The organism is Candidatus Zixiibacteriota bacterium, from assembly GCA_020853795.1.
Classification (GTDB): domain Bacteria; phylum Zixibacteria; class MSB-5A5; order CAIYYT01; family CAIYYT01; genus JADJGC01.
On the sequence record JADYYF010000170.1, the window covers coordinates 1 to 16,231 of the forward strand.

Annotated in this window: 12 protein-coding genes; all 12 read left to right on the forward strand. The window is 58.1% G+C overall.

Annotated elements, in window-relative coordinates; genetic code table 11:
• Positions 1-24: 24 nt before the first annotated feature.
• A complete protein-coding gene (locus IT585_13185; GenBank protein MCC6964200.1) occupies positions 25-2,547 on the forward strand; it encodes a hypothetical protein in 2,523 nt (840 codons plus the stop codon).
• Positions 2,547-4,394 (forward strand): PorV/PorQ family protein, encoded by a 1,848-nt coding sequence (locus tag IT585_13190; GenBank protein ID MCC6964201.1) that lies wholly within the window; start codon positions 2,547-2,549, stop codon positions 4,392-4,394. Before IT585_13185 ends, IT585_13190 begins: the two co-directional genes overlap by 1 nt.
• Before the next feature lie 83 nt (positions 4,395-4,477).
• On the forward strand, positions 4,478-7,300 hold the full coding sequence (locus IT585_13195) for a SpoIIE family protein phosphatase (GenBank protein ID MCC6964202.1): 2,823 nt from the start codon (positions 4,478-4,480) through the stop codon (positions 7,298-7,300).
• Positions 7,297-8,088: a ParA family protein gene (locus tag IT585_13200; protein ID MCC6964203.1), complete on the forward strand. Its 792-nt coding sequence runs from the start codon at positions 7,297-7,299 to the stop codon at positions 8,086-8,088. Before IT585_13195 ends, IT585_13200 begins: the two co-directional genes overlap by 4 nt.
• Positions 8,076-8,813, forward strand: a complete 738-nt coding sequence (locus IT585_13205) for an anti-sigma factor antagonist (GenBank protein MCC6964204.1) — start codon at positions 8,076-8,078, stop codon at positions 8,811-8,813. Before IT585_13200 ends, IT585_13205 begins: the two co-directional genes overlap by 13 nt.
• 89 nt (positions 8,814-8,902) lie before the next feature.
• Positions 8,903-10,648: a GGDEF domain-containing protein gene (locus tag IT585_13210; protein MCC6964205.1), complete on the forward strand. Its 1,746-nt coding sequence runs from the start codon at positions 8,903-8,905 to the stop codon at positions 10,646-10,648.
• Between the two features lie 5 nt (positions 10,649-10,653).
• Complete coding sequence (locus IT585_13215) at positions 10,654-11,622, forward strand: polysaccharide biosynthesis/export family protein (protein MCC6964206.1); 969 nt, start codon at positions 10,654-10,656, stop codon at positions 11,620-11,622.
• Positions 11,619-13,133 (forward strand): hypothetical protein, encoded by a 1,515-nt coding sequence (locus tag IT585_13220; protein ID MCC6964207.1) that lies wholly within the window; start codon positions 11,619-11,621, stop codon positions 13,131-13,133. The genes IT585_13215 and IT585_13220 overlap by 4 nt, the downstream gene beginning before the upstream one ends.
• 9 nt (positions 13,134-13,142) lie before the next feature.
• A complete protein-coding gene (locus IT585_13225) occupies positions 13,143-14,261 on the forward strand; it encodes a tetratricopeptide repeat protein (protein MCC6964208.1) in 1,119 nt (372 codons plus the stop codon).
• Between the two features lie 2 nt (positions 14,262-14,263).
• Positions 14,264-14,968: a CpsD/CapB family tyrosine-protein kinase gene (locus tag IT585_13230; GenBank protein ID MCC6964209.1), complete on the forward strand. Its 705-nt coding sequence runs from the start codon at positions 14,264-14,266 to the stop codon at positions 14,966-14,968.
• A gap of 3 nt (positions 14,969-14,971) precedes the next feature.
• Positions 14,972-15,868, forward strand: coding sequence for a DUF3473 domain-containing protein (locus IT585_13235; protein MCC6964210.1), 897 nt, complete (start codon positions 14,972-14,974; stop codon positions 15,866-15,868).
• Positions 15,840-16,231 (forward strand): DUF362 domain-containing protein (locus IT585_13240; protein ID MCC6964211.1); only part of this gene is annotated, 392 nt, incomplete at its 3' end. The genes IT585_13235 and IT585_13240, both read left to right, overlap by 29 nt.

A 16,231-nucleotide genomic window follows, 5' to 3' on the forward strand; every position in this document is an offset into this window, starting at 1 on the left:
CAATCTCCGGAAGTCGGTCTATCGTTGCTGAAGATTACCCGCGGAGAATTTGCGCAAGAGTATCGCTATCTGGGCGAGCAATATAGCTTCAGCCTGACCATCGCCAATTTCGGTACCCAGCCGGCTACCGTGAATGCGATTCGGCTCTACGGCAACGGCTCGCGGCTCCAGCCAGTTGCGATTTCGCCGCCGCTGAACCACGAGATCGCGCCCTTGACCAACGAAGTCTTCACGCTCACCGGTGCCGTTCCGAACCTGCCGAATCAGGTCTTGTCGGTGGATGCCGTGTTTGCGGCGCAGTTGGGAACCGGGATCGTGAAGGACTCGGCTACGGCGCTTGACCAACTGACAATCCTGCCGGCCGAGGGCGTTTCCGTCGTTGCCGGTACGCTGACGCCGATCCAGGTGACTGCCGGACGAAGCTATGCCTTCGCGATTACCGTGCGCAACGAAAGTGACGATGACCTCCGCCTCGCGACGACAACAACGATGTCGATCCCATTTGCCGGCGGCGCCGACCTGAATCTCCAATTGCCGGCTGCAATTGTTGTCGGCGGAAACGGTGGCTCGACTCAGCTCACTTTCCCAATGGCGGATTTGCCCGAGATCGACTCGCAGACCGTCGGTACGATTGGTCTCCAGATGGTCGGATCACTCGGTACGGTTGCTTTCGACCAGACTTTTCCGGTCGTCGACGAGATCATGATTCAGACACCACCGCAAATCGCCTATCGCAGCGGGACTTTGGCGCCCGAGGTGCTCTATCGCGGGACCGATGTTGCGCTCTCCCTGGGAGTTAAGAATTCCGGCACGGCAACGCTGGCAGTCGATTTGGCTGCCTCCGGCTTGACGCTGTTTGCGGGTGAACGCCAATTCACTGCGCGCCTCGATGCGAATTCCCTGCAGCTGTTGCCGGGCGACGCCAACCTCCTGTTCAAGTCCATTACGATCCCACAAGATATCGGTTCGGAAGTTGACTCGTTCGTGATCGCCGTGAGCGGCACAGCGAACGGGCATTCGGAAAGCTCGCGTTTTACGATCCCCGGCTCGGCCGTCGCGATCCCGTTCGGCGCCGCGGTCAAGCTGATGTCGGTCACGCTCGAAATGCGCAATCCGCCGTACGTCAACCTCGGCCAGTCGTTCAAACTTCTGGTCGATCTCCGTAATACCGGCGATGAGCCGTTGTCCGACATCAAGCTGCGTCTGGCCAGCAATGGCAATTCGAGTTTCGTGCCGGACAAAACCATTCTTGAGCTCGGCGTCAGCCGGGACACAACCGTCGAGTATTCCATCGAGGCGGCATTTCAGTCGACGATCTCCGAGTTGTTCAGCGCGACCGTTCTCGAGGCTACGGGTGCTACCTCGGGTCTTGCCGCCCTGGTCGAAAGCCCGCAGGGAAGTCCGACGGCGGTCGTGGTTATCCAGACCCCTGCCAGCTTGAATCTGGAGAGCCAGATCGCCGCGCCGGTCTCGGCCCAGGACGGCATCGTCGGCCTGGGGGAATCATTCTCGATCGCCGCCAGCGTGCTCAATGCCGGACAAGCGACCGTCGGCAGCGGCGAATTGACCCTGTCGGTGGTCGAAGGCAACTTCGTCATCAATGGTGCCGTCACACAGACGTTCTCGGTCGGCGAGCAAGTCGAGTGGATGATTTCGGCGCCGCCGGATGACGACACTGGAAGGATAGTAATTGCGATCACCGCAACTCCGGACGACGATAACCTTGGCAGCGCCGCGCGACTGCTCGATCGTGCGGATACGATTCGTGTAATCTGCTCCGAGAGCCAGGTGGCAATCGGAGTCGACTTCACCGCGCCGCTGCTGCAACTGCTGACGCCGGGGAAGAGCTATGACGTGCTCAACCTGAGCTTCGATATCGTCGGCGAGGCGGAGCAGCCCTATCTGACTTTTCTGGAATTCGAGATTCATGACCGCGACGACGAGATCGTCGCTCCCGGCACCGTCCTGACCGGCGCTCAATTGAACTACAACAATCAGGGCAATCTGGCCGGTGTCATCGGCGAGACCGCGGTTCGCTTCAATCTCGGCAGCGGCTACGGGATCCCGCGTTCTGGGACTCTCAGCCTCACGATTGCGGCCAATCCGGAGTTGCAGGACTTCAGCCTCTATCTTGATTCGAATTCGATTGCGGCAGCCTACGAGACCGCCGCCGGCACCAAACCCGTGCCGATCTCCGCGCGGTTTGCCTCCGATTTGATGATCGAACGCCAGTTCACTTTGGTCGCCCAGGCGCTCTCGCAGTCATTCTTCTGCTATCCCAATCCATTCTCGCCGATTCACGAACGCGCTGCGCTCGTCTACAATCTGAGCACGGCACGAGCGGCGACATTGAAGATCTACACCTTGCACGGCGAGGAAGTCATTACACGTGAAATTCCCCCGCCGGCTTCGTTGGCCGAACCAGTGACGGTCTACTGGGACGGCCGCAATCAGGACGGCCAGATTGTTCTCAATGGCGTTTACGTCGCGGTGCTGTCGGTTGACGGCGAAGGCGAAGTTCGCACCAAGATTGCGGTGGTGAAGTGATGAAACGCGCACCGCTATTGCTCTTGCTTGCTTTGCTGGCACTCTCTCTGAGTCCAGCCGTGTTTGCCGGCACCGGCGCCGGCTTGACGCCGATCTTCAATTCCGGCGCCGGCGGACGGGCGCTGGGGATGGGCGGCGCTAACGTCGCTCTCGCCAACGACGCCTCAGCAATCTTCTGGAATCCGGCGGCGCTGACCAATCTTAATGATCGCTCCCTGTCTCTGATGCATTTGCCGCTGCCCGAGGGTACCACCTACTCGTTTGCGGCCTTCGGTTGGCCGACGCTGGACTATGGCACGTTCTCGGTCGGAGCTTTCTTGCTGCGCACCGACGACATCGAACGTCGCGATTCCCAGGGCCGCCTGAACGGCACCTTCAGCTCCAGTGAGCAGTTGTTCCTGATCGGTTACGGCAAGCAAGTCAATCGCTACATCGCTCTGGGTGCGACCCTGAAACTGTTCGGCCAGGATTTCGACAATCAGTCCGCGTATGGCGGCGGCGCTGACGTTGGCTTGCGCGTGGCCCTCAGCGAGAAACTGCACCTCGGCCTGAACGCCCAGAATCTGCTCGCGCCGGAAATTCGCCTCGACCGCGATGCCGAAACCCTGCCGATCAACTTCAAGGCCGGCGTCGGCATCATCCTGCCAATCTCCGACGGTCGCCACCGCCTGTCACTCGAAGTTGACGTTGACAAGACGGAGAACGTCGATCCGCTGTTCCATACCGGTGCTGAATTCGCGATCCTCAATCATTACTTCCTGCGCGCCGGTTACGACGTTGACCAGGTCAATCTCGGTGCCGGGTTGAAAGTCGGCTTTGCGCAATTCGGTTACACGTTTAGAACTCAGGACTACTTCGACGCCCAACACCGCTTCTCCGTAGACATCTCCCTGGGCGGCTCGCAGGAGTCGATGCTGGCCCGGCGGGAAAACGAACGGCGCGTGGCCGCCGAGCAGCTTGCGCGCGAGACGCGCGAGCGCGACCTGAACTTCGCGATGACCCAGGCACGCTACTTCTATCAGAATGGCATGTATGATTCCGCCGAAGTGTACTATGAGAAAGTCTATGTGCTTGCGGATCAGGGAGACGAAGAAGCATCCCAGCGTCTTAATGACATCGAGCAACGTCGCGCGCAAGAGCTGACCGAAACCGTCCGGGCCGGGGTGCTGGCCGAGACTGATTCCCTCAAGGCGGAAGAAGTCTTCGCTGATCTGCGCGAAGCCCTCAATCTCAAAGACCTCGATGCTGCGGCCGTGACGCTGTCGCGCTTGCGCCCCGCCTTTAGCGATGATCAGCGTTTTCAGCAGGGCGAAGCCGAATACAATCTGTTGACCACAGATCGGATCGACGCTCTCCGCACGGAAGCCACACGGCAAGTTGCGGCCGGAAAGCTGAGCGAGGCGGCCGTGCGTTACGGCGAAATTCTCAAGTTGAATCCCGACGACCAGGCGGCACAGCGGGGTCTGACCCAGATCAACAATCGCATTACATCGCTGGGGCTCCTGCGCTCCGGTGTTGCCGCGTATGACGTCGGCGACTCGGCGCAGGCCCGCGACTACCTGTCCCGCGCGCTTGCCGCCAATCCTCAGGATTCGGTAGCGCAGATGCTGCTCAACCGGCTGGAGTCCCGGCGCAGCATCGGCAGTGTCTCGCTGGCGGATATCCAGAAAGACAACGTCACCTGGAAGATCTATCTCGAAGGGATTGAGAAGTTCCGCGGCGGGGAATATGCCGAAGCAATCCGTCTTTGGCAGCAAGTGCTCCAACGCTATCCCGGTAACAGCGATACGGAGAAGAACATTCAACAAGCTAAGCTAAGACTTCAATCTACCGGCTCAATTGAATGAAGCACTGCTACTTACGGCTCGTAATTGCATAGTCCGATTATCACGATTGGCAATTGCATTGAGAGAATGTACGATCCTTGTCTATGAGACTCTTCGCACGGCCAGTTAAAGAGATCTTTGCCGAATTCCCGGCGGTCGAGTCGAAGCTGCCCGATATTCGCGGCTTCGTCGAAGGGGTCATGGCCGAAACGCCATTTCGCCGCAAGGATGTCACCGCCATTCTTTTGGCAATCGAGGAGGCTTGTACGAATGTGATTCGGCATGCCTACCTGTACGGCGAAGGGACAATCAAGCTAAAACTGTCGCTCTATGCCGACCGCATTGGCGTCTCGATTTATGATCGCGGCCGCAGCTTCGAGTTCGAGAAAACCAGCGACCCCAATCTCGATCACTATATCAAGACCGGACGCAAGGGCGGACTCGGCATCTACCTGATCCGCAAGGTCACCGACGACGTCAGCTATCAGTCCAGCGGCGGCGTCAACGAGTTGCGGATTATGAAACGCTATCCCGGCGCCAAGCCGGAGACCGTGGTGAAAGCCGAAGGTGTCTCGATCCGCCTGAAGTTCGCGCTGTGGACTTCGCTCATCATGACGGCAGTCATCGTGTCAGTCTACTTCCTCTGGGAGTCGCGCATGGTGGACTGGCGCCAGGACCAGTTCGAAAGTTCGATCGAGGAGTACGGCAATGCGATCTCCGCGCAGGCCGCCAATCACTTCATCAACCGGTCGTCCGACGTCGAGTTTGACGAGTTTGTTCGCAATTTTGCGCGCCAGAATCAGGACGTCCGTTACATCTACATACTGGACGAACAAGGCACGATCCTGGCCTCAACTGACTCACCCGACAAATTGCACACTGCCTATCATCCTCCGGCCGCCGTCGATCCGGCACGCGTCGGCGACGCCCAGGTCTACAACGATCCCGCCGGGACCAACGTCTTCCATGTGATCGAAGCGGTCAACTATGAGGGACGCAATTTTGGCCGCCTGCATATCGGCTTTGGCGAGGAACGCTTGCTGCAGGGAATTGCCGCGGCCCGAAAAACCATTCTCATCACCATCGCGCTGGCGATGATAATCGTGATCGGCGCCGTCTATTTGCTCTCCAACTACTTCGTGCGCCCGATCCAGCGCCTGATTGACGGCGTGCGCCGCATCGGCAAAGGCGATCTCGATAGCAAGATCGAAGTCGCCGGTGCCGCCGAATACAACGCCATCGCCGAAGCGTTCAATGAGATGCGCGTCAAGTTCAAGGAGGCGCAAGCTAACGTCGTCGAGCAGGAGCGAATGCGCAAAGAAATGCAGGTCGCGCAGGACATCCAGCATACGCTGCTACCAAAAAGCTTCCCCGATATCGAAGGCTTTGACATCGCGACGATCTACCGCGCCGCCAAGGACGTCGGCGGCGATTATTACGACTTCGTCTGGCTTGATGAAAAGACGCTCGGCATCGTTGTGGCCGACGTCTCGGGCAAGGGCGTCCCCGGGTCGCTGGTGATGACGATGATCCGCACGGCGATTCGCCTCGAATCGCGCGGCGCCCGTTCACCCGTCGATATCCTGTGCAACGTCAACGAATTCGTCACCGAAGACGTGCGCAAGGGGATGTTCATCACGATCTTCATGGTCGTAATCGATACCCAGCAGCGCAAGATCTCCTTCGCCTCCGCCGGTCACAACCCGATGATCCTCTACCGTAAGGACGACGATAAGACCTACTTCATGAATCCGCGCGGCATCCCGCTCGGCATCACGCTGCCCGATGGCGTCAGCTTCGAAGAGAATCTCGAGAGCCAGGGCGTGCGCCTGAAGAAGGGCGATATGCTGGTCGTCTACACTGACGGTATCACCGAAGCGATGAACCCGCGCAAGCAACAGTACGGGATGGAGAAGTTCCTGCGCTTCATTCGTGAAAATTCCGACCTGTCCCCCGATGAATTCGCCGAGAAGTTTCAAGACGATCTCAGCCAGTTTGCCCAGGGCGCGGAGCAGAACGACGACATCACGATGGTCGTTATCAAGGAGAAGATTGAGGCCGACGAGTATCTCTTCGCGCGTCGCAAGAAGCTGCTGGAAATGGTGGATATCCAGAAAGTCCCGATTGCCGAAGCCTGCCGCATGATGGGGCTGTCGACTTCGACGTACTATCGCTACAAGAAGCGCTTCGAGCAGTATGGCGAGGAAGGGCTGCTCAACAAGACGCTGCGCGTTGACGATACGCCGGCACAACTGTCGTACACCGAGCGCAATGCCGTGCTGGAGATTATTCGCAAGAATCCCGATTTTGGTCCGACTCGCATCCGCCGCGAACTCGAGCAGGCGGGTCATGCGGCAATCGAAGATCGCACAATTTACGGCGAATTAGTGCGGCTGCGGCTCAATACCAAACGCCAGCGTTATGAATTCGCCAGGCGTTTCGGCGGCACCCTCACCGCCGAGCAGGAGCAGGAATATCAACGGCTCGCGCAAAAAGTCGAAACCGCATCCCCGGTGCAAGACCGCGGTGCGTATCTGGAGCAAATCAAGGACAGTCTGCAGCGTCAGGAAGACAGCCGCATCGCTGCCTTTAAGGATCGTTTGCGCGAATTGGGTGTCGACGACGAGCGCACCGACGTCCTGACCGCTATGTTCGAGGAAATGGAAGGTCAAATATCGCCCGACCAGCTGCGTTTATTATTTGACCGGGTGGCTGGACGCGTCAAAGAACTCGACCGTGAAGCCGAAAAGCGCAACGTCCTTTCCACCGCGCGCCTGGATGTGATGGACGAGAAGCAGTGGCAGAAGCGTGCCGCCGAAGGCATAAATCTCGAAGTGATCGCCGTGCCGGAGGAACCGGCGCCGGTCTCGTTCGAAGAGTACGAGCAGCGGCTGTTAGGTGATCGCAAGAAGGAACCCGAGAATTGAAGAAGATCGCCGTCATCACCTGCAAGGGCGGAACCGGCAAGACCACTACCGTCATCAACCTCGCCCACTGTTTGGCCATGTCCGGCAAACGGACGTTGATCCTCGATTGCGACAGCCAGGCGAATGTCGCTATGGCCTTCAACGTGCGGCCACAGAAGGGACTGGCGGAGTTGCTGACGACCGGCGACGTTGAGATTTCGTCGCTGCGTCCGAATCTGTACCTGATTGATTCCGGCTCAACGCGTTTGGTCGAGACGGAGTTGTTCCTGGCGCGCCAGGTCGACCGCGAACAGCGCCTCCGAGTCGTGCTGGAAAACCTGCGCGGTACCGATTACGTCATTTGCGATTGCCCGCCGGCTATCAATCTGATCAATATGAATGTCCTGAATTACGTCGACGGCGTCGTCATCCCGGTGTCCATGGATTTTTTTGCTTGTGAGGGCGCCAAGAAGACGCTTAAGTTGCTCGACGACCTTTACGAGAAGATTGGCCGGCGCGTCGAATTGCTGGGCATCCTGGCGACCTTCTTCGACACCCGGACGAAAATCTCGAAATCGATCTACAACCAGTTGTTGACGGAGTACGGCGAAAAACTGTTTTCCACGCGCATCCGCATCAATACGCAGTTGAAGGAAGCGCAGATGATGTACAAGACGGTCTTCGAGCATGCGCCCTATTCCAACGGCGCCCTCGACTACTTCCTGTTCACCAAGGAGATCGTCAACTACCGCCAGAACGGCCACCCGATCGCGGCCACAAAGGACGAAGCGCAGGCATGGACGACATAAGAATTTCTCTGGACACCTCGGGGCAAAGCGGCGACATCACGCTGGTCCGCGTCGATGGCGTGATCGACACGATGACTGCTTCCGAACTCGAACGGGTCATGAACTCGTTGATGGAGCAGAAGCGCTACAAAATCATCATCGATCTGGCCGGCGTCGACTACATTTCCTCCGCGGGCTGGGGCATCTTCATCAGCAATATTCGCGAGATCAAATCGAATGCTGGCGATATTAAGCTGGCCCGCATGATTCCCAGCGTGTACGAGATTTTCGAGCTGCTGGAGTTTGACTCGATCCTCAAGGCTTACGACAACATTGAGAAGGCCAAGATCGAATTTCGCGGCGGCAACGGTGCCTCCGCCGACCAACCAGCGGAAGATGTCCGCCAACACAATCAGAAGGAGGCCGAGAAGGTCTCGCTCGCGCGTCAGGTGGAGACTGCGACTGCCGAAATGGAACCGCCCCAAGCGGCGGTCAAACCGGTCGTTCGGGCTAAGGCGGAACCGGCGGTTACCCCGCAACCAACCGCCCGGCCCGGCGTCGCGAGCATGGTCTTGGCATTGGTCAAAACCGATCCGTTTTACTCAATTCGTGAACTGGTTCGCATCGTCAACAGCGATGCCAACGGCAGCAATCCACCCATCAGTTGGTGGGGCGTGTTCGGCATCCTGCGCCGGCATTCGCTGCTCTCGAAGAAGAATCGATTCCGCTTCAGCCGTCAGCCGTAGGGAAGTTCCTCACCTGTAAACGCTGGCGCGTCCGGACGTTCTTTCGGCTTGCTACCTGAGTCACGTCTGTTTATATAATCGTTCTATTTATGTTTCTCGCATTGGCAGCCTACGTAGCGACGATTTTGGCGCTATTGGTCGGAGCGCTGGTTGTTCCAGATCTGGCGCGGATCCTGCTGATCACGGCGGCGGTCATCGTCGCGGCCGGCGGCGTCCTGCTTTGGCTATTGATGCGCGCCCGCGGAATCAGTCGTCTCGACGGCATCGTGCGGCTGTACATGCAGCAGGTCGAGCAAATCCACAAAGACTTTTCTCAGCACAAGCAATTGGATCGGCAGGTGGCCGCCCTGGCGCAATTCTTCCACGAAGACCTCGGCCTGCCCTCGGTAGCTGTGTTCGCGCGGCGCAAGCGCGGTTTCATGTTGACCGATACCTACGGCGTCGCGCGCGATGACTTGAAAGCCTACCGCGTGCTCTTCCGCAGCGAATTGGAAACGAGCATGGAGAAGCGCGAATCGGCCATCGCGTTTCGCAAAATCTATCCCGGTGACGGCAGTGAAGGCAATGCCGCTCACCCCTTCGATCACGCGGTGCCGGTTCTGACCGGCGGCCGCTGCAACTACTTCATCGCCTTCGCCCAGCCCCGGGAGCTGCCGTTCAAACTCATGCGCCCCTTCCTGCTGTCGCTGGCGGATCAGGTGGGAAATTACAAACACCTTGATGATGCCGGCTTCAAGCACAACCAAAGCGTGATGAAGTTGAAACAGCAGATCGACACGCTGCGGCGGGAGCGCGACAACGTCGCCAAAGCATCGACTCAGGACCCGATGAATCTCTTGTCCGCCGTCGATCGCCTGGCGCGGATCTACGATCGCAGCAAGCTCTATGCCGCCTATCTCAAGCTCCTGGCCGAGGAATTCAAGGTGCAGTCGTCGGTGCTGCTGCTCAACGATAGCGAAGGTCGTAACCTCACCCGCCAGGTCGATCGCGGTCGACTGCCCAATCTTCCCGGCAATTTTACGCTGCCCGCCAATCACCCGCTCTTGAGCCGGTTGTCGGCCGAAGCGCCGATCCTGTCGCTGGCCGCGCTCGATGAACCGCTGAAGTCCGATTCGGGCATTCAGGCCCTAACGGCCGCCGGGGTCCACTGCTTCGCGCTGCTCAATGGCTCCAACTCCCGCGATGGCTACATCGGTTTGGCCTGTTCTCCCGACCAGATCTCCGCCCAGGGCTTTGAGGTCTTCCGTACCTTTAGTCGCATGCTCGGATTGATTCTCGATAACTTGTCCAACTTCGAAAAGATCGAGCGCTTGTCCTATACCGACGAAATCACCGGCCTCTACAACTACCGATACTTTTACAAACGTCTCCAGCAGGAAATGACTCGTGCTCAGCGCTTTAGCCGTCATCTCGGCTTGGTGATCTTTGATGTTGACGGTTTCAAGGTTTTTAACGATACTTACGGCCACCAGTCGGGGGACTTTCTATTGGAGCAACTTGGTGCATTATTGACCAAGTCGGTGCGTTCCATCGACATCGTGTCGCGTTACGGCGGCGAGGAGTTTTGTATTGTGATGCCGGATACGAACGCTGCTGATTGCGCGAATTTCATGGAACGCCTCCGCATTGCCATCCTCAACAATGAGTTCAAAGATAAATTTTCCGCCGAAAGCCTGCGCATCACCGTATCACTGGGTGGAGCAATTTATCCTAATGACGCACAACGAATTGACCGATTAATATACTGTGCCGACATGGCCTTGTTGCAGGCCAAAAGTACCGGCAAGAACAAGTCGTTCATGTTCGACGAGAATCTTATCACCGTGAAAAAGTAGGATATATGACAAGGAAGTTTACAGTTTCACTGATGGTCATCGCCCTCTGGTTTGTTCTCACCCCCGGTGCGGCCAGGGCGGACTATGTCATCGGGATCGATGATGTCCTGCACGTTTCGTTCTGGCAGCAGCCGACACTTGATCAGACGGTAACCGTCAACGCCGATGGCAAGGTCACCCTCTCGGTCATCGGCGAAATCACCGCCGCCGGACTGACCACGGCCCAGCTTTCCCGCAAGATCGTCGAGCAGGTCTCGCGCTTCAATCGCGACATCAGTCAGGCGACGGTCGTCGTTACCGCCTATAATTCGCAGACCGTGTTTGTTGAAGGTCAGGTCGTCACTCCGGGCCGCTATGCCCGTGAGGTGATTCCCGATATCTGGACGATCATCAAGGAAATGGGCGGCGTGACAGCAACCGGTGATCTGACCAACGTCCGCCTGATTCGCGGCGGCGCGATTGATCCCGGCACGGTGTTGACCGTTGATGTGCTGTCCGCGATTCGTTCGCGGGACTTCTCCAAGCTCCCCGAGGTGCACGCCAAGGACATCATTCGCGTGCCCCCCACTCTCGGCGGCGTTCCCGCCGCGATTGCGACCGTTGAGCCCGAAGCGACCCGTGGCGTCTTCTACATCGTCGGAGCCGTGGCCCGGCCGAATGTCTACACGCTCGATGCCAAGATCGATTTGTTCGAAGCCATCGCATTGGCCGGCGGTACCAGCCCCGATGCCGACCTGAAAAGCATTCGCGTCTCATCCAAGAGCGGCGAGTATGCGAACGTTTACGAAGTCAATCTCGACAAGCAACTGAAGTCTGGCAGCCCCAAGCGCTACATCCTCCAGCCGGAGGACGCAATCTACGTCCCGCTTCGTCGGGGTGGCTTTGGCGGCGGCTTCAACCTGTTCCGTGACATCGTCACGTTAGGAACGACTATCACGTCGACGATTCTCTTGATCGACCGGATAAACAATTGAGTCAACGTCAGATCACCATACGTGATCTCTGGCAGATCATCTGGAAGCGCAAGTTCTGGTTGATCGTGCCCTTGGTAATCGTCACGGCTGTCGCCTTCGGCGGCAGCTATCTGCTGCCCACGATCTACCAGTCCTCGACCAAGGTCGTGATCTCCAACCAAAAATTCCTCTCGCCGGCGCTGGAACGCCTGTTGCCGAATGAGTCCGGCGTCTTGCCGGAGCCGCGCGCCCGCCAATATTGGCTGGCCGCCACCCGCTCGGAGATCATGTCTTCCGGTTACATCAACCGGATGATCGAACAGCTCAAACTGGAGCCGTCCCCCGACGTCGTCGAAGCCGGTCTGAAGATGCTGGCGCAATTTCCCGACAACGACTTGGCTACGATGGTGCGGACGCTGCAGATCGAAGAATTGCGCGACAATATCGAGGTGGACTTGATCGGCGAGAATCAGGTGGTGATCACGGCTCAGTCAGAGAACCCGCGGCAAGCCACCAACATGGCCACGGCGCTGGCGGAGGTCTACCGCGAGCGCAAACTGAGCGAACAGGTGATGGCGGGCGACGAGGGCCAGAGCCTCGCCGAAAAACAATTGTCGCTGGCTAAAAGAGAATATGAGGATGCCCAGCAGGAGCTGGCGGACTTCACCAATTCCTACCGCAATCGCCAATTGGAAACCGGCGTCAACTCCGATCAGAATCTGCTCCAGATCGAGTCGGAAGTCGACGCAACGCGCCTGGAGATCGACGAGGCCGCGGACCGTGTCAAGTTTCTGGCCGCACAGGTCGTGAATCTCGGTGTCGACACCGCCAACGTGCTGCGCGCGACGCCCGGAATTCGGCGGCACAAAGCCAATGCTCTGGCTGCAACCCGCCAGGTGGCCCAACTGACCGCGCGTTACCTCTGGAAGGACGGCAAGATCCAGTTCCAGCTGGTGCGCACGCGCGATGCGCTCGATTCGCTCCAAACGGAAAGCGCGAATATCGCGCGGGATGAGTACCCCCAACTGCCCGCCAATGCCCGCGGCGACGTGAGCGAATTGATCTTTCGCGTTCACGAAATCGACTTCTTGCGCGGCAAGGAGAAGTCGCTGGCCGGGGCCATGAACGATATCAAAGGGATCATCGCCGGGCAACCGTACTATGATCAGAAGGTCAAGCGCCTCGAAGGCAAGGTCGACGAGAAGCGCAAGGAATACACGAATTGGCAAGACGAGGCGCAACGCCAGAAGATCGGCCGCGCCAGCAAGGAAGCGGAAGCGGAAACGCGTTACACCATTCTCGAGCCGGCTTCGATTCCGCTGGCGCCGGCATCACCCAACCGCGTCAAGATTTCGCTGATGGGGCTGGCTTTGGGATTGATCATGGGGGTTTGCGCCGTGGTGATCTCGGAAGTGGTCGACCATTCGATTAAACGGATTGAGGATATCGAAGAACTGCTGGGTCTGGAGGTCGTCGGCACGATCCCGAACATCGACGAAACGACGCGGCCCAGGGGAGTGAAAGCGGCATAGGAAGTGCTGATGGAAACGTATCGTTTGAATTCGCGGGTCGCTTCGACTGATCGCGAGTACCTGATTCAAACGGTGAACGACACGACGAATCACCAGATTCGCTCGTCGATCTTCGCCGAAGGCCAGTTGCTCGAAACGATCGAGGAAAATGTCTACCCGCATCTGCCTGAGCAGGAATTGCTCGAGCTGGTCAAGAATGCCCACAAGGAACGCAAGGAAGAAGTCGAACACATCTTCGAGCGTTACAAAGAAGCGCTCACCTCGAACGAACCCGAGCAGATCGACTATCTCGCGCTCGCGTTGATGTACAAGAAAATGTACAACGAGGCTGAAGTGCTGTTCCGGCGCGCGGTCAGCCTCAAGCCCGGCGGTCATGAGCAGCAAAGCCACCTCGGCCAGGTGCTGATGATGCAGCGCAAGTACGCCGAAGCGGTCGAAGTGTTCGACCAGTGCGTGCAGGCCCAGCCGAAATTCGCCGACTACCGCAATCATCTGGGCGAGGCGTTCCTGGCGGCGGGCAGCTGCAAGCGGGCCATGATCGAGTTCGACGAAGCCATTGCGATCAACATTTACTACGGCGATGCCTACTACAACAAGGCGCTGACCTACATCCTCAATTCGATTCGCCGCGAAGATTTTAAGCTCTTCTCTGAGGCCGCGGAGAAGATCGCCGAGAATCTCGATCGCGCCATTGTCGTCTGCCCGGAATACCAGGACAAAAGTTTCGAAGACGGCAAGAAGCTGCTGGCCGATGGCGACCTCGAAGGCGCCTATACCAAGCTCGTGCTGGCGCGCGAACACAAGAAGGAGCAGCGCTTCCGCGAGTTCTCAAGCGTCTATCTCAAGTTCATGCTGGTGACCGACAAAATCGATGAAAAGACGCTGCGCCGTCGGATCGAAAATCTTAAGGACGCGATCGCCAAAAACCCGCACTTTCCAGACCTGCACTATGATCTCGCCGTCGCCTATACGCTCATGGGCCGCTTCATCCACTCGAAAGCGATTCGCGAGTATCAGGAGGCTTTGAAGATCAATCCCGATTTCGACCGCGCCAAGAAAAGCCTGCGCCTCGCGGAAAACGAGTTCCGCGGCTTCGATGTGCTCGTCAAGGCGATTCTGAAGGGATAGTTGTGGCCAAGGACCGGCGCAGACCGATCTGGGAATACTACCATCCCGAGTCCGTCATCGGCACGGAGTTCCGCCGATTGCTCCACAACATCACCCGTCCGGTAAAGGGCGTGTCCAAACGCTCGTTTCTCGTCACCTCGGCCATGCTCTCGGAAGGGAAGTCGACCGTTTCGGCATATCTGGCCGTAACGGCGGCATCGTACAAGAAGCGCAAGACCATCTTGATCGACGCCGACTTGCGCCGACCGACGATCCACAGGATCTTCGACCTGCCGCTCGAACCGGGCGTCACCGACATCATCGACGGCACCGTCAAGGCGGAGGACGCTTTTAAGTCGACCAAGATTCCCGACCTGTGGATTCTCACCGCCGGGACGCTGAAACACAATCCGACCGAGCTCTTCGAAAGCGACAAGGTGATTGAAGCGATCGAGAAAGTGAAATTCTACTTCGACCTGGTCTTCGTCGATTGCGCGCCGATTATACCTGTCTCCGATCCCGTCGTGCTCGGCCCGAATATGGACGGGCTGTTGCTGGTGGTGAAAGCGGGCGCCACCCAGAAGGAAGTTATCAAGCGCGCTGCCGATATTATCAGCAAGACCGACGCCAATATCGTCGGCGTGGTACTGAACAATGTGTCCGGCGTGTTGCCGTACCACTACAGCCATCAGTACTACGGCTACAATTACGCAACCAAGAAGTCTTGAGCGATGAAGAACATTCTGACGTTTGATGTGGAAGAACACTTCCAGGTCGAGGCATTTTACGCACAGATTCCGCGCGCCGAGTGGCCCAAGCGCCAGAGTCGCTTGACCATGAACATGATCCGGATTCTCGATATCCTCGACGAATACCGGGCAACTGCAACCTTCTTCACCCTCGGATGGCTGGCCGAGCGCTTTCCTCACATCATGGCGATGATCAAGTCGCGCGGTCACGAACTGGCGACCCACGGCTATGGCCACGACACGATCACCCGCCTCAACGAGCAACAGTTCGAGGACGATATTCGCCGCTCCGTGGGCGCGCTCGAGGATGCTTCTGGCGTCCGGGTCAGGGGCTATCGCGCCCCGACCTTTTCCGCCGACCGCGGCAAGGAATGGATTTGGGAGAAGTTGGTGAAGTGCGGCATCGAGTACGATTCCAGCATCTTCCCGATTCGCCACGATCTCTATGGCGACCCCGGCGCGCCGCGATTCCCGTATCTCATCAATACCGCCAGCGGCCGCCTGCTGGAGATTCCGCCGACGACTTACGTCGTCTTCGGCCGGCGCTTGCCGGCCTGCGGCGGCGGCAGTTTCCGCCTCTTCCCATATTGGTATACAAAGCGGGCTCTGCAGGCGTATAACAAATGCGGGTACCCGGCGATGGTGTACCTGCATCCCTGGGAGCTTGATCCCGACCAGCCGCGCGAGACCAATGCCGCGTTCAAGAGCCGCTTACGGCACTACACGAACCTGGCAACCGTCGAGCCCAAGCTGCGCCGCCTGTTGTCCGAATTCGAATTTGGCGCCGTCAGCGAAGTCTACTCGATCGAACGCGGAGAACTTTTGAGCCCCGACCCGAAAGGATTGACTGATGCCGAAGTCCAAAGTCGCCGTCGTTAAAACCTCACCGCGCACGATTGTCGACGACTACGCCAAGGTCATGGACCTGGCCGACTACGACTTGTCCCTTTCCAAATCCGACGACCTGATCATCAAACTGAACCTTTCGTGGACGAAATATTTTCCCGCCTGTTCCAGCCAGCCCTGGCAGGTCGAAGGCGTGGTGGCCAAACTTATGGCCGACGGCTTCCGGCCGGAAAAAGTCATCCCGGTCGAAAACAAGACGGTCGTCACCAATCCGCGCAAGGGTGCGATCAACAACCTCTGGATGCCGATCCTCAATCACTACGGCCTCGACTTCAAGCCGCTGCCGGAGCAGGAATGGACGGTCTATCGCTTCAAGTCGAAGCTGCTCAAGCTCAA